Source organism: Sphingomonas sp. FUKUSWIS1, from assembly GCF_000733135.1.
GTDB lineage: Bacteria > Pseudomonadota > Alphaproteobacteria > Sphingomonadales > Sphingomonadaceae > Sphingomonas > Sphingomonas aerolata.
In genome coordinates, this window is sequence record NZ_JPJC01000013.1 from 39,102 (window position 1) to 56,954 (window position 17,853).

Consider the following 17,853-nt stretch of genomic DNA (forward strand, 5'->3'; position numbering starts at 1 on the left):
TTGGTCGAAATTCTAACGCCTTCCGAACAACTTATGTTAGCGTGAACAGCTTCCGATGATGGTTAGGCTTGCCCTAAGATAATGGGCGTGTCCGAGTAGCGGACGGCCATTCAGTGGGCGTAGGTCATGACGGAACGCGGTCGAATAGGTGTCGACACCTCAGGGGCGATTGTCGAGGTGGACGCGACGTTCTGCCACACGCTCAATGCGACAGCCGCCATTTTGCTTGGCAGCAACATGCTCGATTTCACCGCGCCTGCCGACCGCGAGCGCTGCCGGCGACTGATGCGTCGCGTGGTGCATACCGGATCCCCGATCAGCACTACCAAAAGGCTGGTCAGAACCGACTCGTCGCATCTCTGGGTGCAGGGCCATTTATCGATCGCGCCGCCAGGGACCGAGGTCTGCGTGACGATGATCTTCGAGGAAACCATGCCTGGGTCCGGCGAGGTCAAACCCGAAGCCTTGTTGAAGACGGCCCAGCTGACGCTGGATGCCCGGCGCGCGCGCGGGGCAATATTCTGCCCGTCGTTGTTTGCCGACAGCGCGTGGGACATCCTGCTTGCGGCCTATGTCAGCGAGGCCGAGGGCGTTCTCCTGACGCCGACCGACCTTGAACCGATGCTCGGGGTCGGACACGCCACACTGACCCGCTGGATTCGCGCGCTCGAGGTTCAGGGGCTGATCGAGTTCGAGGCTGCCGGCGACGGGCGAGCGGGGGGTGCGGCGTTTCAGCTCACGTGCGATGCGCATCAACGGTTCGAACGGTATCTGTCCGATCGATATGCCGTCGCGGTATCGGCTGCGACGGATCTGGAACGGTTCCGCTGAGCCGGTCGGTGCGGTACGACGTGGTAAGTGCGCCCGCTCCGCATATGCGCCGGCGCGGGGGCGTTCTTGCCGGCTTCGCAGGATACCCGTGATATCGGGCGAAGAACCGCATGTGTGTTGTTTCATATAGCCGGGATCGCTATCTGCCTGCCATGAACGAGATGACCCCGCTCGCCGCGCCGCGCGCTCGAAAGCCCGACTGGATCCGCGTCAAGGCCCCGACATCCGCCGGCTTCGCCAAGACCCGCGAACTGATGCGCTCGAAAAGCCTGACGACGGTCTGTGAAGAGGCCGCATGCCCGAATATCGGCGAATGCTGGTCGAAGAAGCATGCAACGGTCATGATCCTCGGCGATACCTGCACCCGCGCCTGCGCCTTCTGCAACGTGAAGACCGGCATGCCCCGCGCGGTCGACCGGATGGAGCCACAGAATGTCGCCGATGCCGCGGCGCAGATGGGGCTGAACCACATCGTCATCACATCGGTCGACCGCGACGACCTTCCCGATGGCGGCGCTTCGCAGTTTGTGAAGGTCATCCAGGCAATCCGCGCGTCGAATCCCACTACGACGATCGAAATCCTGACGCCCGATTTCCGCAACAAGGCGCAGGCCGCGATCGAGTCGATCGTCGAGGCGCGCCCCGATGTCTACAACCACAACCTCGAGACAGTTCCTCGCCTGTACCCGACGATCCGGCCTGGCGCGCGCTATTATGCCTCGTTGCGCTTGCTCGAGAGCGTGAAACGCCACGACCCGTCGATTTTCACCAAGTCGGGCGTGATGCTTGGGCTGGGCGAAGAGCGCCTCGAGATCCACCAGGTCATGGACGACATGCGCTGCGCGGACATCGATTTCCTGACGATGGGCCAGTATCTTCAGCCCACGCCACGCCATGCCAAGGTGGCCGAGTTCGTCACGCCCAAGGCCTTCGATGCCTATGCGTCGATCGCCCGGGCCAAGGGATTCATGCTTGTTGCATCGTCGCCACTGACGCGGTCGAGCTACCATGCTGGGGACGACTTCGCGCAGCTTCGGGCGGCGCGTGATGCCAAGCTCGGGGTCGCACGGATCTGATGCCCAAGCATTCCGAAACACGCCATCTACCCTATACACCCGAACAGATGTTCGATCTGGTCGCCGATGTCGGCCGCTACGCCGAGTTTCTGCCATGGGTCAGTGCGATGCGCGTCCGTTCGAACAGTGAGACGGAAACGCTCGCGGACATGATCGTCGGCTTTAAGGGCTTGCGCGAGACGTTCACGTCACGTGTGCAGAAGACTCGACCGACCGAGATCCTCGTCGACTATGTCGATGGTCCGCTCAAATATCTTCGCAACGAATGGCGTTTTCGTCCTGAGGGGCAGGGGTGCGCGGTCGACTTTACCGTCGACTTTGCTTTCAAAAACCGGATGTTCGAGCTGATCGCGGGTCAGGTCTTCGGTGCCGCATTGCGCAAGATGATTGGCGCGTTCGAGACGCGCGCGGCCGAGCTTTACGGTGCGACATCCTCGACCGGCAGCAAGAGTTCGAGCGCGCACAGCGCAGCCTGAAGGCGGATACCGCCGCGGCCGAGATCGCCAAAATCCTTGCGATCTGCGTCGACATCGCTGCGATCGCCGCCCTTCTCGGCACGGGCGAAGACCACCGTCCCGACCGGCTTCTTCGCCGATCCACCGCCGGGCCCGGCGATGCCGGTGATGGCGACGGCAACATCCGCGCCCGACTGCTCGAGTGCGCCCTGCGCCATGCTCCACGCGACGGCGATCGACACCGCACCGAAAGTCTCAAGCACGTCTGAGCTGATCTTGAGCAGTTTCAGCTTGGCCTCGTTCGAATAGGTCACGAACCCGATTTCGAACACGTCGGAACTGCCCGGAATTTCCGTCAGCGCCGCAGCGACGAGGCCCCCGGTACAGCTTTCAGCAACCGCGACGCGTCGTCCGAGGGCGCGATTTGCCTCGATGACCTTGCGTGCCGCGTCGATCAGCTGGGGAGGGAGAAGGGTATCCATCAGCGGCTCTCCGTTGCCGTGCAGAGCGGAAGGTCGGGCGTCGATCGATCTCCGCGGCGTGCCTTGTCAGCCTTGAGATAGCGCAGCGTCTCGACGACGATGCCAGCGGTGTTCCGCGGCGGCAGCGGCTGGAGCAGCGTCACGAGCCGATCGATCGTCCCACAGTCGCGCGCCGCGATGCGTCCGACAATCTGCGGGACGAGCAGGCTCGTCAGCAATGGCCGGGCATAGTCGGACTGGAGAAGCGCATCGACCGCAGGGTCGCTAAGCTTTACGATCGCGGCCCGAGCGGACGGCCAGGCGCGATCCGCTTCGATCTGATAGCGCGCGATCAGTGTACTGGACTGGTTGCGCACGAGGCTGGTCGCGGGAAGCCTTGCCGCGCAGATTCGGCCCGTTTCACGGATGATGTCGGGCAGCGCGACGAGCGTCATCGCCTCCGCCTCGGGGCCGGAGATGCAGGGGGACTGTGCCGATACCGGCGTTGCGATAAGGGCGGCGAGCGTCAGTGCGGCAGCGAACCTCATGCGCCGACACGGCCACGATTCGAAGGGAGGCTGATCGTCGCGACCGCCTGCGCCGCAATGCCCTCGCCCCGTCCCGTGAACCCGAGTCGCTCGGTCGTCGTCGCCTTCACGCTCACCCGGTCCGTGGTGAGGTCGAGCAGATCGGCGATCCGGTTCGTCATCGCCGCGCGGTGCGGTCCGATCTTGGGCATCTCGCACAGAATGGTCAGGTCGACGAAGTCGATCCGACCGCCTTTGGCCGCGATCAGCTGCGCGGCATGCTGCAGGAACTGCGCGGAGTCGGCACCTTTCCACTGCGGATCGCTCGGGGGGAAATGCGTGCCGATATCACCCGCGGCGATCGTGCCGAGCAACGCGTCGGTCAGCGCATGCAGCGCGACATCGGCATCGCTATGGCCGGAAAGCCCCTTGTCGTGCGGGATCCGGACGCCGCCAAGCCATAATTCCTCGCCCGTTTCCAGCCGATGGACGTCGAAGCCCATCGCGGTTCGGCTTTCATAGGGCGCGCGCGCTTCAGCGGCGGCAAAATCGTCGGGGTGAGTCACTTTGTCGAGCATCGGATCGCCCTGCACCAACGCGACGCTGCCGCCAACCCGTCGCACCATCTGGGCATCGTCGCTGGCATCTTCATCGGCCGGCCAGGCAGCGTGCGCGGCGCGCAGCTTAGCGATCCGGAAGCCCTGCGGCGTCTGGACCCGGTATACGGCCTCGCGCGGAACGACTTCGCCGAGCATGCGACCGGTCAGCGTCGTCGCGCCGCGCGCCAGCGTATCCGCTACCGGCAGCACAGGCACCGCGGCGTCGCTGTTCGTCAGCGCTGCCACGACCGCGCTGATGACCCCGGCAGGAAGGAACGGCCGGGCGGCATCGTGAACGAGAACGTGATCCAAATCGGACAGGGCAGCGATTCCCCTCAGTACCGAATCCCGGCGGGTCCTGCCCCCGACGATGACCGTCGCGTCCGTAACGCCTCCTGCTGCCAGTACCGCCTTTGCATGGTCCAGCTGACCTTCGGCAACGACGACCCTCACGGCGTCGATCGCCGGGTGCGCTGACATTGCGGTAACCGCGTGCATGAGCATCGGCCTTCCCGCAACGGTCGCGAATTGCTTGGGGAGGGTGCCGCCAGCGCGGGTGCCGGACCCGGCTGCGACGATCAGGGCGACGGTGCGGCGCTTTGTCATGGGCGGCGATTAGCGTCTTGAGCGCGGCATCGCCAGTGCAGGCAGTCGTTCCCCATGACGTCGCGCACGACGGGAACAGCTAGACCAGCCTTGCCATTTCTGGCATCGCGGCCTATGTTCTGCCTCTTTTTTGGGCAGCTTATGCGTAATCTCTCACCTATCCAGATCGGCACCGTGCGGATTGAAAGTCCGGTCGTCCTCGCGCCCATGACGGGCGTGACGGATATGCCGTTCCGTACGCTTGTGCGGCGATATGGATCAGGGCTTAACGTTACCGAAATGGTCGCGAGCCAGGCTGCAATCCGCGAGACCCGCCAGTCGATCCAGAAGGCGGCATGGGATCGCCTCGAAGAGCCGGTGTCGATGCAACTGGTCGGGTGCACGCCCTATGAAATGGGCGAGGCCGCGCGGCTGAGTCAGGATCGCGGTGCCGCGATCGTCGACATCAACATGGGATGTCCGGTCCGTAAGATCGTCAATGGGGATGCCGGGTCCGCGCTGATGCGTGACGTCAAGCTGGCGACGGCGATCGTATCTGCGACGGTGAAGGCGGTCGATGTCCCGGTCACGTTGAAGATGCGTATGGGCTGGTGCCACGACAGTCTCAACGCACCCGAATTGTCCAGGATCGCAGAAGATCTCGGGGTGAAGCTGATCACCGTCCATGGCCGGACGCGGAATCAGATGTACAAGGGAAGCGCCGATTGGGGCTTCGTGCGCCGGGTGAAGGACGCGGTGTCGATCCCCGTGATCGTCAATGGCGACATTTGTTCGATCGAGGATGCCGAAGCGGCGCTCGACCAGTCGGGTGCGGACGGCGTGATGATCGGACGCGGCGCCTATGGGCGGCCTTGGCTGCTCAATCAGGTCATGACCTGGTTTGCGACCGGACGCCGCGTGGCCGATCCGTCAATCAACGAACAATATGAAGCGATTGCAGGGCATTACGAGGCGATGCTCGAGCACTATGGGATCGAGACAGGTGTCAACATGGCCCGCAAGCATATCGGTTGGTACACCAAGGGCCTGCATGGGTCGGCGGAGTTCCGGAACCGGGTGAACCAGGTGGCGGACCCCAACCAGGTCAAGGCGATGCTGGCGGAGTTCTACGCGCCCTGGCGTCACCTTGAAGCCGCCTGAGTCGGATCGGCGCGACCGTCCGGGGTTCAACGACGTCTTCGCGGCGCTGCCGGTGGCGGTCGTCGTGGTCGATCCTGACGACAGGATAGCCCATGCCAATGCGCTGGCGGAGCAATTGCTCAACCTGTCGGAACGCCTCATGGTAGGGCAGCCGATCGCGGCGATACTCCCGCCCCCCGACGAATCCCGCAAGCACGATAATCGCGGCCTCGCCGTCTTTGATACCGAGATCGCGACCGCCCGCGGCGTGAAGATCCGCGTCGACTTTGCCGAGACGATCATGCCCGATCATCCCGGCTGGCGCGCGATCACACTGCACGTTCCCGCCATCTCGCGACGGCTGGGCTATTCGGCGGACCGTACTGCGGGCGCGCGCGCGGCAGTCGGGGCCGCGGCGATGCTCGCACATGAGATCAAGAATCCCTTGTCCGGCATCCGCGGGGCCGCGCAGCTGCTCGATGCCGGCGAACTGACCACGCTGATCACGACCGAGGTGGACCGAATCGCGGCGCTGATCGATCGCATGCAGGACTTCAGCGATACGCGCCCGCTCCCGCTCGCCAGCGAGAATATCTACCCGTTGTTGACGCACGCGCGTCGCCTCGCGCTCGCCGGTTTTGCGCGCGGAATCGCGATCGAGGAGCGGTTCGATCCCTCGCTACCGCCCGCGCATATCAATCGCGACGCGGTCCTTCAGATTGTCATCAACCTTCTGAAGAACGCACGTGAAGCCGTTGCAGATCAACCAAATCCCCTGATCATCATGACCACGGCCTATCGCCACGGGATCACCGTCAGCAGCGCGCCGGGCAAACCGCGTCTCCCGTTGCCGATTGAGATCTGTGTGTTCGACAATGGCCCCGGCGCGCCTGCTGATATTGCCGATCACCTGTTCGATCCCTTCGTGTCGGGGCGCCGTGAAGGGCAGGGGCTGGGCCTCGCCCTCGTCGACAAGCTGACGCGCGATATGGGCGGGATCGTGCAATATGCGCGTGAGGGGATTCCAGAAATGACCGTTCTTCGCCTGCTGCTGCCAAGAGCCACATCATGAGCACTGTGCTGGTCGTCGACGACGACGCCGCGATTCGCACCGTCGTCGCGCAGGCGTTGCGGCGCAGCGGCCACGACGTAACCGTCGCCGACAGCCTCGCGCAACTCGAACGCGCCCTGGCTGTGGCGATACCCGACGTGCTGATCACGGACGTGGTGCTGCCCGACGGCGACGGCATCGACCATGTCCGCAATGTCGCCGAACGCCACCCGACGCTGCCGATCATCGTCCTGTCGGCGCAGAACACGCTGACCACCGCGGTACGCGCGGCGGAGGTCGGTGCGTATGAATATCTGCCCAAGCCCTTTGATCTCGACGTCTTGTCGCGTGCGGTGACGGGGGCGCTGGCGCGGGGCGGGGTGCTGTCCGATGACCGGATCGGCGACGAGGATCGTGCACTGCCGCTGATCGGCCGGTCCGCGGCGATGCAGGACGTCTACCGGGTCATCGCACGCGTCATCTCGAACGATCTGACCGTGCTGATATCCGGCGAATCGGGCACCGGCAAGGAACTGGTCGCCCGGGCTATCCACGACCTCGGCCAGCGGAGCGCCGCGCCGTTCATCGCGATCAACATGGCCGCCATCCCGCGCGAATTGATCGAGGCCGAACTGTTCGGGCATGAGCGCGGCGCCTTTACCGGTGCCGCAACGCGAAATGCCGGTCGTTTCGAGCAGGCGACGGGCGGCACGCTGTTCCTCGACGAAATCGGCGACATGCCGATGGAGGCGCAGACCCGGCTGCTTCGCGTGCTGCAGTCGGGCGAGTTCACGAGCGTTGGTGGCGCGCGCACGATCCGGGTCGATGTCCGCATCCTGGCCGCAACCAACCGCGATCTGGCGGCGCAGGTGGCCGCGGGACATTTCCGGGAAGACCTGTTCTACCGTCTCAACGTCGTGCCGGTCACCTTGCCACCGCTCCGCGAGCGACGGCAGGACGTCGCCCTGCTCGCACGACATTTTCTCGATCATGCGGCGATCCAGGGTCTGCCGCGACGTCAGTTGGCGGGGGATGCGATCACCGCGCTCGGCGCGTATGACTGGCCGGGCAATGTTCGCGAACTCGAAAACCTGATGCGCAGGCTAGCGGTGCTCGCGCGCGATGAGGTCATCGGCGCCGAGGCTATCCACGCGATGCTGGGCGCGCGAACACCGACCGCCACTGCAACCGATCTCGACATCGCCGGCGCGGTGAAGGCACTGATTGGGCGGATCGAGCGGGAAAACCCGGCAGCGCTCGACGACGGCAGTCTGTACGACCGCGTCATCGGTGAGGTCGAGCGTCCGTTGATCGAACTGATGCTTGCCCGGCATGGGCAGAACCAGCTTCGCGCCGCACGTGCGATGGGAATCAATCGCAACACGCTGCGCAAGCGTCTCGACACGCTCGGGATCGACATCAGCGGCGACATGACCGAGCTAGACGCGGCAGGGTCACGCTGACCCGGCCATTATGTGGTTTCCCGGCAACAATTGTCGTTGTATCACGGCAACGATGATCGCCCCCGCGACGCTTGCCATCGAAGACGACGTGCCACCGCACCGGTTCGCAGTGACGCCTGCGCTTGAGGCGCTGGTGGTCGCGCTGGCGATTACTGTCGCGGTCGCGAGCTATGTGCTCATCAGCGGCGCCAATTCACCCCAGCGTTTGATGCCGCCACCGCTGATCGCGCTGCTGCTGATCGCCAATCTCGTCCCCGGCATCGCATTGCTGATGCTGCTCGGCCGGCGGGTAGCGATGCGGCGCGCTGCGCGGTCCCCGGTTGGCGGTGGCGGCCGCCTGCACGTCCGGCTCGTCGCCTTGTTCTCGATCGTCGCCGCGGTGCCGATGCTGCTGGTGACGATCTTCGCGTCGCTGCTGTTCCAATATGGCGTGCAATTCTGGTATTCCGACCAAGCGCGGGGCATGCTCGAAAACGCCACCGAACTCGCCCAGTCGTCCTACGCGCGCCAGCTCAGCCGCTGGGAAGAGGCGAGCGTCACGATGGCAGCGGACATGTCCAATTACCTGCGTGAGCGATCGCTGCAGAGCCCGGATTTCTCCGGGTATTTTTATCAACAGGTCTATTATCGCAGCCTGTCCGAAGCCGCGCTGTTCAAGGTCACGCCACAGAACGAGATCCAGACATTCGCGGTCGTGAACCCCTATGAAATCGACTTTACACGACAGGTGACGCCCGAGGCGATCCGCGAACTCCGGAGCGGCAAGCCCGCCGCAGTATCGGTGACGGGGGATCGTATCCGCACGATCACGATGCTGCCCGGCGCCGACGAACTCTTCCTTTATGCTGGGCGCGTCGAGGATACCAAGCTCCTGTCGGAGCAGACGACGCGCGCCAACGCCGTGCTGGCAAGCTATCGGCAGCTGCTTGCCCGGTCGCGCAGCCTCCAGCTCCTGTTCAACGCGGCATTGCTGGGCATTTCCCTGCTCATCGTCGGGGTTGCGGTCTGGATCGCGCTGGCCGTCGCAGATCGTCTGGTACGCCCCGTCGGCGAGCTGGTCGATGCGGCACGTCGGGTGGCCGAGGGGGATCTGACCGCGCGCGTGCCAGATCCGCGCAGCCGCGACGAGGTCGGGACGCTGGCGCGTGCGTTCAACCAGATGACGGGTCGCCTGCAGGAGCAAAATAGCGATCTGATGACCGCGAATGACCAGCTTGAGACCCGCCGCGCGCTGATCGAGGCGGTTATGGCGGATGTCTCGGCAGGTGTCGTCGCGACCGCGAAGGACCGCGTAATCCGGATTGCAAATCGCTCTGCGATCCAGCTGCTCGGCGCGGACGGCCTGGTTGGCAAGCCGTTGCACGAGGTTGCGCCTGAACTCGATGCGCTCGTGCAGGAGGGAGGACGCGAAGCGATCGTCCAGGTCGGCCAGGCTGGCGATGCGCGGACACTCGCCGTCCGGATCGCACATGCGCCGACCGGTCCGATCCTCACCTTCGACGATATCACGCAGCAACTGCTCGACCAGCGCCGCGCCGCTTGGTCTGACGTCGCCCGCCGGATCGCGCACGAGATCAAGAACCCGCTGACGCCGATCCAGCTCGCCGCGGAGCGACTGCAGCGGCGCTATGGGGGCAAGATCCCCGCGGAGGACGGGACATTTGCGCGGCTCACCGACACGATCATCCGCCAGGTCGCGGACCTGCGCCGGATGGTCGATGAATTCTCCTCGTTCGCACGCATGCCCAAACCCGTCTTCCGCGAGGAATCATTGCTCGACGCCGCCCGCCAGGCGATGTTCCTGCATGAGGTTGCGCATCCGGGGATCCGGTTTCTGCTGGTTCATGACGACCCGGGTCCGATGCTCGTCTGCGATCGCCGTCAGATCGGGCAGGCTCTGACGAACATCGTCAAGAACGCGGTCGAGGCGATCGAGACCCGCGGCGATGACGAGGGCGGGGCGGTTACCATGACCCTGACGGAGACGCGCCACGATGGAACGGGGCACTGCGTCGCGATCGAAGTCGCCGACACCGGGATCGGTCTGCCGGTCGAACGCGACCGGATCATCGAACCCTATATGACGACGCGGGCCCGCGGAACCGGGCTCGGGCTTGCCATCGTCAAGAAGATCATCGAGGAACATTGCGGGACGATCGCATTTTCGGATCGCCCCGGTGGTGGCACCATCGTCACCATGAACTTCGACGCCAGAGCGCTGGTCGCGCTTGATCAGGGGGCATCCGCACCCGAGCCGGCAGGGGATGGCCAGCTCGTCGCAATGACTCGCAATCGGACATGAATTGATGGCGCTCGATATTCTCGTCGTGGACGACGAACGTGACATTCGCGAACTGGTGGCCGGCGTCCTGGAGGACGAGGGCTATCAGACGCGCGATGCGGGCGACAGCGACGCTGCGCTCGAAGCGATCGCGGCGCGGCGTCCGTCGCTCGTGCTGCTCGACGTCTGGCTGCAGGGGTCGCGCCTCGACGGGCTCGAACTGCTCGACGAGATAAAGCGGCGGGATCCATCGATCCCGGTGCTGGTCATATCGGGTCACGGCAATCTCGACACCGCGGTCGCGGCGATCCGGCGGGGCGCATCGGACTTTATCGAAAAACCGTTCGAGGCCGAGCGACTGCTGCTCATGGTGGCGCGCGCGACCGAGACCGAACGGCTGCGCCGCGAGGTCGCCTCGTTACGGGCTACGGTCGGCCGCGAGACCGATCTCACCGGCAATTCGGGGGCGATCAACGGCGTCCGGGCAACGCTCAAGCGCGTCGCCGCCACCGGCAGCCGTGTGCTGATCATGGGTGGGGCAGGGGTCGGCAAGGAGGTCGCTGCACGCCTTCTGCACGGCTGGAGCCTGCGCACTGATGCGCCTTTCGTGATCGTCAGCGCCGCGATGATGACCCCTGAACGTGTCGACGAAGAGTTGTTCGGCGCGGAGGAGGGCGGGGACAAGATCCGCCCCGGGTTGCTCGAGCAGGCGCATGGCGGAACGCTGTTCCTCGACGAGATCGCCGACATGCCGATCACGACGCAAGCGCGGATCTTGCGGGTCCTGACCGACCAGAGCTTTACGCGGATCGGCGGTACCAGGGTCGTCAAGGTCGATGTGCGTGTGGTGTCCGCGACGGCGCGCGACCTCGTCCACGAGATTGCCGAGGGTCGGTTTCGCGAGGACCTCTATTACCGGTTGAACGTCGTGCCGGTGGCTATCCCGCCGCTCGCGGATCGCCGCGAGGACATTCCCGCGCTGGTCCAGCATTTCATCGCGCATTATGCGGCAGAACGCCGGGTCCGGACACCGGAAATCGCGCCCGATGCGATGGTTGCGCTGCAATCCTACGACTGGCCGGGAAATGTTCGTCAGCTTCGCAACGTAGTTGAACGGACGATCATCCTCGCGCCGGGCGACCGACTGGGACGCATCGATCTCGACTTGCTGCCGGCCGAAGTCCTGGGCGATCAGGGCGACATGGGCAGCGCCGGGGGAACTGCGATCATGGGCTCGCCGCTACGCGAGGCGCGTGAAACCTTCGAACGGGAGTATCTGCGTGTTCAGATCCGTCGGTTCTCCGGCAACATTTCGCGCACCGCGAGCTTTATCGGGATGGAGCGATCGGCGTTGCACCGGAAGCTGAAGCTGCTTGGGATCACCGAGACGCGCGACGATTGATCGCATATCTGTCGCCCGCCCCTATGGACGAAGCGGTACCGGGAACATAGATTAGACGCTCGCCCGGCAATCGGGTGATCTCCGACGCCGGGAAACGGCGCCACGCGGGCAAAGTCCCGCCAAAAACAAGGGTTATCCCATTGGCCGAAAAAATTGGCTCGCTCCAGGACCTGTTCCTCAACGCGCTGCGCCGCACCAAGACCCCCGTCACGATGTTTCTCGTCAAGGGTGTCAAGCTCCAGGGCATCGTCACCTGGTTCGATAATTTCTCGGTGCTGCTACGTCGCGACGGTCAGTCCCAGCTCATCTACAAGCACGCGATTTCGACGATTATGCCCGCGGGACCGATGGACGTCGCCGCGATCGTGAACGCCGTCGGAGAAACGCAAAAGAAGCAGCCGCTTTTGCAGGAAATTTTCCTGAACGCGGTCCGCAAGTCGGAAGACAGCGTGACCATGTTCCTGATCAACGGCGTCATGCTCCAGGGCCAGATTGCCGGCTTCGACCTGTTCTGCATGCTGCTCCAGCGCGAAGGCATGGCGCAGCTCGTCTACAAGCACGCGGTGTCGACGATCCAGCCTGCGCGGCCCCTGAACCTTGCCGAGGATCCCGACGACAGCGACGAGACGGATGCAGTGGACGACGCATGATCATGACGGCCTGGGGCAATGCGCATGAGTAGTGGTTTTGACCGTGACCGCGACGAGTTCGCCCGCGGCACGAAAGCGATCGTCGTCTTGCCCGACCAAGGCGATGCGACCCGCGATGTCGACGCACGGCTCGAAGAGACGGCGGGCCTTGCCGCCGCCATTGGCGTGGAGGTGGTCGAGCGGATCGCCTATCGCGTCCGCCAGGCCAAGCCCGCAACGTTGATCGGCAGCGGGCAGGTCGAGCTCCTCGCGACGCAGGTGCGAATGGAGGAAGCGGGGCTCGTCGTGTTCGATGCGAGCCTGAGCCCGATCCAGCAGCGCAATCTCGAAAAGGCGCTGGAAACGAAGGTCATCGACCGCACCGGGCTGATCCTCGAAATCTTCGGGGAGCGCGCGGCGACGGCCGAAGGGCGGCTGCAGGTTGAACTTGCGCATCTCGACTATCAGGCTGGCCGGCTCGTCCGGAGCTGGACCCATCTCGAGCGTCAGCGCGGCGGGTTCGGCTTTCTCGGCGGGCCTGGTGAAACCCAGATCGAGGCGGATCGCCGGCTCATCCGGGACCGGATGGCGCGGCTCCGGCGCGAACTCGAGCAGGTCAGCCGCACCCGCGGCCTGCACCGGGAGCGACGCCAGCGAGCCCCTTGGCCCGTCATCGCGCTAGTCGGCTATACCAATGCCGGAAAGTCGACGCTGTTCAATCGGTTGACCGGTGCCGACGTCATGGCCGAAGACCTGCTGTTCGCGACGCTGGATCCGACGCTTCGGCAAATCCGATTGCCCGGTATCGACAAGGCGATCCTGTCCGACACGGTCGGGTTCGTCTCGGACCTGCCAACCCAGCTCGTCGCGGCATTCAAGGCGACGCTCGAAGAAGTGGTGTCCGCCGATCTGCTGATCCACGTCCGTGATATCGCGCATCCCGATACGGAGGCGCAACGTGCCGATGTCGAGGCGGTGCTGGCGGACATCGGCGTCGACGATATGACCCCGCGGTTCGAAGTCTGGAACAAGCTGGATCTGCTCGATCCTGCCGACCATGACGAGATTGTCGGGGAGGCTGAGCATCGCGAGGATGTCGTGGCGATCTCGGCGCTGAGTGGGGAGGGGGTGGACCATCTCGTCGAGCAGGTCGCTGCCAAACTGACGGATGCGCATCGCCGCTATCACATTACGCTCGATGCGACGGACGGCGCAGGCGCGGCATGGTTGCACGCGCATGGCGAGGTGCTCAGCAGTTTCGCGGACGGGCTGGCCACCACCTATGACGTACGGCTGTCCGACACCGATTACGACCGGTTCAGCCGCCGCGACGTTTGACCGTCTGCCAAAGCGCTTCCTTCTCCTCAAGCGACAAAGCTTCGAAGCCCGCACCGGCGATGTGTTCCATCGCCCGGAACCGGGCTTCGAACTTTGCGTTGCCCGCGCGTAACGCCACTTCGGGATCAATACCGAGGTGGCGGGCATAATTGGCCACAGCAAACAGAAGATCGCCGACCTCTTCGGCCAGTGTGTCGGCGGTTGCTGTCGCAATCTCGTCGAGTTCTTCGTGCACCTTGGCCAAGGAACCGGTTGGATCGGGCCAGTCGAACCCGACCCGCGCAGCACGCTTTTGCAGCTTGTCGGCTCGCGCCAGCGAAGGCAGCGCGGTGGCGACGCCGGCGACCGCACTCTGGTCAGGCTTGTTCGCGCGCTCGGTCGCCTTGATCGTTTCCCAGCCGGGCGATGTCTCCGCCGGACCGAAGATGTGCGGGTGTCGGCGCTCCATCTTGTCGCTGATCGCGTCGATGACGTCGGGCAGGGCAAATGCACCCGCTTCCTCTGCAATGCGGGCATGGAATACCACCTGCAACAACAGGTCGCCGAGTTCGTCCTTCAGATCGGCAAGATCGCCGCGTTCGATCGCGTCGACGACCTCATAGGCCTCTTCGATCGTGTAGCGAGCAATCGTCCTCGATGTTTGAACACGGTCCCATTCGCATCCCGTATCCGGATCGCGCAGTCGCGCCATGATGGTCGTGAGGCGGTCAATCATGGCGGCGCTCCGCATAAAGTGAGGATGACGTGGAGATCGCCGTTGCTACGACAAAATCAAAAGCTTCATAACAAATCACTCTCGATCCGATAATATACATTATGTAAAATGCTCTGGGGTTGGTATGTGTCAGGCCTCGAGGATCTGCCCATCAAAGCCCGGCTCCACTGTGTCAGGCAGTTCGGCCCTCAACGCTACATAGTCCATGCTGTTGTCCATATGGATAAGCGCGGTCCGCCCCGGCCTGAACGCATCGACCCAGCCCAAGACGGCTGAAAGTTGCGGATGCGTCGGATGTGGACGACGGCGCAGTGCATCGACCACCCATACGTCCAGGCCCGTATACAGCGCGGCCATATCGTCGGTCATGATGTTGAAATCGGTCGCATAACCGATTGCCTTGCCATCGGCCTCGAAGCGCAGCCCAGCGGCGTGGATCGATCCGTGCGGCTGATCGGTAACACGAATGTCGATCGCGCCGATCGTCAGCCGGTCCGGAAGGACCGCCCCGGTGATCGTCGACGGATAACCGCTGCGGCCCCGGAACGCATAGGTGAAGCGATCCTCGAGCGCGGCGAGCGTCGCGGGCCGGGCAAAGCCGATCACGGGCGTGCCCATTTCGTGATAGAGCTGTCTGAGGTCATCAATGCCGTGGCAGTGATCAGCGTGATCATGCGTCCAGATGACCGCATCAACCTCGGAGACGTTCGCCGCAAGCAACTGCTCGCGCATGTCCGGCCCTGTATCGATCAGGATCCGCGTTCCGGCATGCTCAACAAGCGCGGAGACGCGCGTACGTCGGTTGCGCGGTTCGGCGGGATCGCAGGCACCCCAGTCATTGCCGATCCGGGGAACGCCGGACGACGTCCCCGAGCCGAGGATCGTGATCTTCACGCGCGATGCGCCACGACCGGCGTATCGCCGGGCCGCGTCTTGGCGAACAAAGTATGGAAGTTTTCGGCGGTCCGCTGAGACAACTCGCCGACGGAGACGCCGCGCAGGTCCGCCACGAACTGCGCGGTGTCGGCGACAAAGCCGGGCTCCCCCGTCTTGCCCCGATTGGGCACGGGCGCAAGAAAAGGCGCGTCGGTTTCGATCAGCAGCCGTTCGATCGGCAAGCGTGCCGCGATCGCCTGAAGGTCGCGCGCGTTCTTGAACGTCACGATCCCCGACAGCGATATATAGAGGCCAAGTTCCAGTGCCTTGTCGGCAAATGCTGCGCTCGCTGTGAAACAGTGGATGACGCCGCCATAGGCCCCCTTCCCCATCTCGTCCGACAGGATCGCCGCGGTATCCTCTTCGGCATCGCGGGTATGCACGACAATCGGCAGGCCGGTTTCACGCGCCGCGTCGATATGCGCGCGGAAGCTCAGCGCCTGGCGTGCACGATCGGAGGTCTCGCGGTAATAATCGAGCCCGGTCTCACCCAGGCCCACGACCCGCGGGTGACGTGCGCGCTCGACCAAACGCGTCGCGTCGATCGCGGGATGGGCATCGGCTTCATTTGGGTGGATGCCGACCGTCGCCCATACATCGGCCTCACGGTCCGCGGTGGCGATCACCGCATCCCATTCACTTTCACGCGTCGAAATGTTGAGCATCGCCGTCACACCGCGCGCCCGCGCGCGATCGAGGACCGCCTGCTGATCCTCGATCAAGCCGGGGTAATTCAGGTGGCAATGACTGTCTGCAAGCATCAGGCGTCGGTCTCCGCAGGCATCTCAAGCCGTGGGAACGCGCCGGTCGGCGCGACGATCCGGAAATCGCTTAAGGCCTGCCGATCATACCAATCGTCATCCGCAAGCGCGGCATGGTCGCGGCCCTCTGCACCGATCTGGTCGAGGACCTTGCCCGCTGCGCTCGGCACGACCGGAAGGATCGTGATGGCGAGCATCCGGATCGCACGCACCAATGTCGCCAGCACCGTGTTCATCCGTGCCGGGTCGGTCTTGCGCAACGCCCAGGGCGCCTGGACGTCGATATACTGGTTGCAGGCAAAGACGCCCCGCATCCACGCCTCGATGGCATGCGACAGAGCGAGGTCTGCAAAGCCGGATCTGAACGCGGCGCAGGCCGCGGTGACGTCTTGGAGCAGCGCAGCGTCGGCCGGCTCGATCGCCGTCGCCATGGGCAATGCACCGTCCAGGTTCTTGGCAATGAACGACAATGTCCGCTGGGCCAGATTGCCGAAGCTGTTCGCGAGCTCGGCGTTGACCCGCGTCACGATCGCCTCGGCCGAATAGCTGCCATCCTGCCCAAAGCTGACGTCGCGAAGGAAGAAATAGCGCAGGGCATCGACGCCGAACGCGTCAGCCAGCTCCATCGGATCGACGACGTTACCAACCGACTTCGACATCTTCTCGCCACGGGTCAGGAGAAAGCCGTGGCCAAAGACGCTTTTGGGGAGCGGGATGTTCGCGGACATCAGGAAAGCAGGCCAAAAGACCGCATGGAAGCGGACAATGTCCTTGCCGATCAGGTGAAGGTCCGCCGGCCAGAATCGCGCCAGATTTGCGTCGTCCGTTCCGGTGTTCGGATAGCCCGTCCCCGTGAGGTAATTTGTGAGCGCGTCGACCCAGACATACATGACATGACCCGGGCTTCCCGGCACGGGCACGCCCCAGTCGAAGCTCGTCCGCGACACCGAGAGGTCGGACAGGCCCCCTTCGACAAAGCGCATGACCTCGTTGCGGCGGCTCTCAGGACGGATGAAGTCGGGGTTCGCGGCGTAGAGGTCGAGCAAGGGCTGCTGATATTTCGACAAGCGGAAGAACCAGGTTTCCTCGGCAGTCCATTCGACCGGCGTGCCTTGCGGAGACCGGCGATCGGCGCCCTCCCCCGTCAGTTCGGACTCGTCGTAAAAGGCTTCGTCGCGAACCGAATACCAGCCCTCATAACGATCGAGATAAAGGTCCCCGGCATCCGCCATCGCTTCCCAGATCGCCTGGCTCGCCGCGTAATGATCGCTATCGACGGTCCGGATGAACCGATCATAGGATATATCAAGACGGTCCGCCATCCCGCTGAAATAGGACGACATTTCATCCGCGAACTCGCGAACGGGGACGCCGCGGTCGCGGGCGGCCTGGACCATCTTCAGGCCGTGTTCGTCGGTCCCGGTCTGGAACAGCACGTCGCGTCCGGCCTGGCGCTGAAAGCGGGCGATCGCGTCGGCTGCAACCATTTCATAGGCATGGCCGATATGCGGTCGGCCATTGGGATAATGGATTGCGGTGGTGATGTAGTAAGGGTCGGCCATGTCAGCGCTCCTAGAGCATCCCCCGAAGGAGGTGAAGCCCA

Annotated in this window: 17 protein-coding genes; 10 read left to right on the top strand and 7 right to left on the bottom strand. The window is 64.1% G+C overall.

Going from position 1 to position 17,853, the window contains the following annotated elements; translation table 11 throughout:
• The first annotated feature begins 126 nt into the window (after positions 1-126).
• From sphsw_RS01175 to sphsw_RS01185, 3 genes are all read left to right on the top strand, one after another.
• Complete coding sequence (locus sphsw_RS01175; RefSeq protein WP_081874044.1) at positions 127-831, top strand: PAS domain-containing protein; 705 nt, start codon at positions 127-129, stop codon at positions 829-831.
• Between the two features lie 152 nt (positions 832-983).
• Positions 984-1,907 (top strand): lipoyl synthase, encoded by a 924-nt coding sequence (gene lipA, locus sphsw_RS01180; RefSeq protein ID WP_031393377.1) that lies wholly within the window; start codon positions 984-986, stop codon positions 1,905-1,907.
• Positions 1,907-2,383, top strand: a complete 477-nt coding sequence (locus sphsw_RS01185; RefSeq protein ID WP_031439015.1) for a type II toxin-antitoxin system RatA family toxin — start codon at positions 1,907-1,909, stop codon at positions 2,381-2,383. Before lipA ends, sphsw_RS01185 begins: the two co-directional genes overlap by 1 nt.
• On the opposite strand, the gene sphsw_RS01190 is transcribed toward sphsw_RS01185, so the two are convergent.
• Genes sphsw_RS01190 through sphsw_RS01200 form a run of 3 tightly spaced genes read right to left on the bottom strand, consistent with a single transcriptional unit; the run spans position 2,326 to position 4,555 of the window.
• Entirely contained in the window at positions 2,326-2,844 is a 519-nt protein-coding gene (locus tag sphsw_RS01190; protein ID WP_031439016.1) for a CinA family protein, read from the bottom strand. The genes sphsw_RS01185 and sphsw_RS01190 overlap by 58 nt on opposite strands.
• Complete coding sequence (locus tag sphsw_RS01195) at positions 2,844-3,371, bottom strand: hypothetical protein (protein ID WP_031439017.1); 528 nt, start codon at positions 3,369-3,371, stop codon at positions 2,844-2,846. Before sphsw_RS01195 ends, sphsw_RS01190 begins: the two co-directional genes overlap by 1 nt.
• A complete protein-coding gene (locus tag sphsw_RS01200) occupies positions 3,368-4,555 on the bottom strand; it encodes a bifunctional 2-C-methyl-D-erythritol 4-phosphate cytidylyltransferase/2-C-methyl-D-erythritol 2,4-cyclodiphosphate synthase (RefSeq protein ID WP_031439018.1) in 1,188 nt (395 codons plus the stop codon). Before sphsw_RS01200 ends, sphsw_RS01195 begins: the two co-directional genes overlap by 4 nt.
• 141 nt (positions 4,556-4,696) lie before the next feature.
• On the opposite strand from sphsw_RS01200, the gene dusB reads away from it, so the two are divergent.
• From dusB to hflX, 7 genes are all read left to right on the top strand, one after another.
• Complete coding sequence (gene dusB, locus sphsw_RS01205; RefSeq protein WP_031439019.1) at positions 4,697-5,695, top strand: tRNA dihydrouridine synthase DusB; 999 nt, start codon at positions 4,697-4,699, stop codon at positions 5,693-5,695.
• The gene (locus sphsw_RS01210; protein WP_031439020.1) at positions 5,682-6,746 is read left to right on the top strand and encodes a two-component system sensor histidine kinase NtrB; all 1,065 of its coding nucleotides are present in this window, start codon (positions 5,682-5,684) and stop codon (positions 6,744-6,746) included. The genes dusB and sphsw_RS01210 overlap by 14 nt, the downstream gene beginning before the upstream one ends.
• Complete coding sequence (gene ntrC, locus sphsw_RS01215) at positions 6,743-8,188, top strand: nitrogen regulation protein NR(I) (protein WP_031439021.1); 1,446 nt, start codon at positions 6,743-6,745, stop codon at positions 8,186-8,188. The genes sphsw_RS01210 and ntrC overlap by 4 nt, the downstream gene beginning before the upstream one ends.
• Positions 8,189-8,240: 52 nt before the next feature.
• Positions 8,241-10,490 (top strand): sensor histidine kinase, encoded by a 2,250-nt coding sequence (locus sphsw_RS01220; protein ID WP_042466283.1) that lies wholly within the window; start codon positions 8,241-8,243, stop codon positions 10,488-10,490.
• Positions 10,491-10,494: 4 nt separating this feature from the next.
• Entirely contained in the window at positions 10,495-11,871 is a 1,377-nt protein-coding gene (gene ntrX / locus sphsw_RS01225) for a nitrogen assimilation response regulator NtrX (RefSeq protein ID WP_031393368.1), read from the top strand.
• Between the two features lie 74 nt (positions 11,872-11,945).
• Positions 11,946-12,521 carry an RNA chaperone Hfq gene (gene hfq / locus sphsw_RS01230; RefSeq protein WP_268745750.1) on the top strand — a complete coding sequence of 192 codons (576 nt, stop codon included), beginning with the start codon at positions 11,946-11,948 and terminating at the stop codon, positions 12,519-12,521.
• Positions 12,522-12,545: 24 nt separating this feature from the next.
• Positions 12,546-13,838 (top strand): GTPase HflX, encoded by a 1,293-nt coding sequence (gene hflX / locus sphsw_RS01235; RefSeq protein ID WP_031439024.1) that lies wholly within the window; start codon positions 12,546-12,548, stop codon positions 13,836-13,838.
• Here hflX and mazG read toward each other — a convergent pair.
• From mazG to metG, 4 genes are all read right to left on the bottom strand, one after another.
• The gene (gene mazG / locus sphsw_RS01240) at positions 13,819-14,553 is read right to left on the bottom strand and encodes a nucleoside triphosphate pyrophosphohydrolase (protein WP_128082083.1); all 735 of its coding nucleotides are present in this window, start codon (positions 14,551-14,553) and stop codon (positions 13,819-13,821) included. The genes hflX and mazG overlap by 20 nt on opposite strands.
• A 129-nt stretch (positions 14,554-14,682) precedes the next feature.
• Positions 14,683-15,447 carry an MBL fold metallo-hydrolase gene (locus sphsw_RS01245; protein ID WP_031439026.1) on the bottom strand — a complete coding sequence of 255 codons (765 nt, stop codon included), beginning with the start codon at positions 15,445-15,447 and terminating at the stop codon, positions 14,683-14,685.
• On the bottom strand, positions 15,444-16,250 hold the full coding sequence (locus tag sphsw_RS01250; protein ID WP_031439027.1) for a TatD family hydrolase: 807 nt from the start codon (positions 16,248-16,250) through the stop codon (positions 15,444-15,446). Before sphsw_RS01250 ends, sphsw_RS01245 begins: the two co-directional genes overlap by 4 nt.
• Positions 16,250-17,812 (bottom strand): methionine--tRNA ligase, encoded by a 1,563-nt coding sequence (metG, locus tag sphsw_RS01255; RefSeq protein WP_031439028.1) that lies wholly within the window; start codon positions 17,810-17,812, stop codon positions 16,250-16,252. The genes sphsw_RS01250 and metG overlap by 1 nt, the downstream gene beginning before the upstream one ends.
• Between the last annotated feature and the right edge of the window lie 41 nt (positions 17,813-17,853).

Bases quoted from the DNA above. Each gene is read 5' to 3' on its own strand.
- dusB (WP_031439019.1), top strand. From the start codon at position 4,697: ATGCGTAATCTCTCACCTATCCAGATCGGCACCGTGCGGATTGAAAGT.
- metG (WP_031439028.1), bottom strand. From the start codon at position 17,812: ATGGCCGACCCTTACTACATCACCACCGCAATCCATTATCCCAATGGC.
- mazG (WP_128082083.1), bottom strand. From the start codon at position 14,553: ATGATTGACCGCCTCACGACCATCATGGCGCGACTGCGCGATCCGGAT.
- sphsw_RS01175 (WP_081874044.1), top strand. From the start codon at position 127: ATGACGGAACGCGGTCGAATAGGTGTCGACACCTCAGGGGCGATTGTC.
- sphsw_RS01190 (WP_031439016.1), bottom strand. From the start codon at position 2,844: ATGGATACCCTTCTCCCTCCCCAGCTGATCGACGCGGCACGCAAGGTC.
- ntrC (WP_031439021.1), top strand. From the start codon at position 6,743: ATGAGCACTGTGCTGGTCGTCGACGACGACGCCGCGATTCGCACCGTC.
- ntrX (WP_031393368.1), top strand. From the start codon at position 10,495: ATGGCGCTCGATATTCTCGTCGTGGACGACGAACGTGACATTCGCGAA.
- hflX (WP_031439024.1), top strand. From the start codon at position 12,546: ATGAGTAGTGGTTTTGACCGTGACCGCGACGAGTTCGCCCGCGGCACG.
- sphsw_RS01250 (WP_031439027.1), bottom strand. From the start codon at position 16,250: ATGCTTGCAGACAGTCATTGCCACCTGAATTACCCCGGCTTGATCGAG.
- sphsw_RS01200 (WP_031439018.1), bottom strand. From the start codon at position 4,555: ATGACAAAGCGCCGCACCGTCGCCCTGATCGTCGCAGCCGGGTCCGGC.
- lipA (WP_031393377.1), top strand. From the start codon at position 984: ATGAACGAGATGACCCCGCTCGCCGCGCCGCGCGCTCGAAAGCCCGAC.
- sphsw_RS01195 (WP_031439017.1), bottom strand. From the start codon at position 3,371: ATGAGGTTCGCTGCCGCACTGACGCTCGCCGCCCTTATCGCAACGCCG.
- sphsw_RS01220 (WP_042466283.1), top strand. From the start codon at position 8,241: ATGATCGCCCCCGCGACGCTTGCCATCGAAGACGACGTGCCACCGCAC.
- sphsw_RS01185 (WP_031439015.1), top strand. From the start codon at position 1,907: ATGCCCAAGCATTCCGAAACACGCCATCTACCCTATACACCCGAACAG.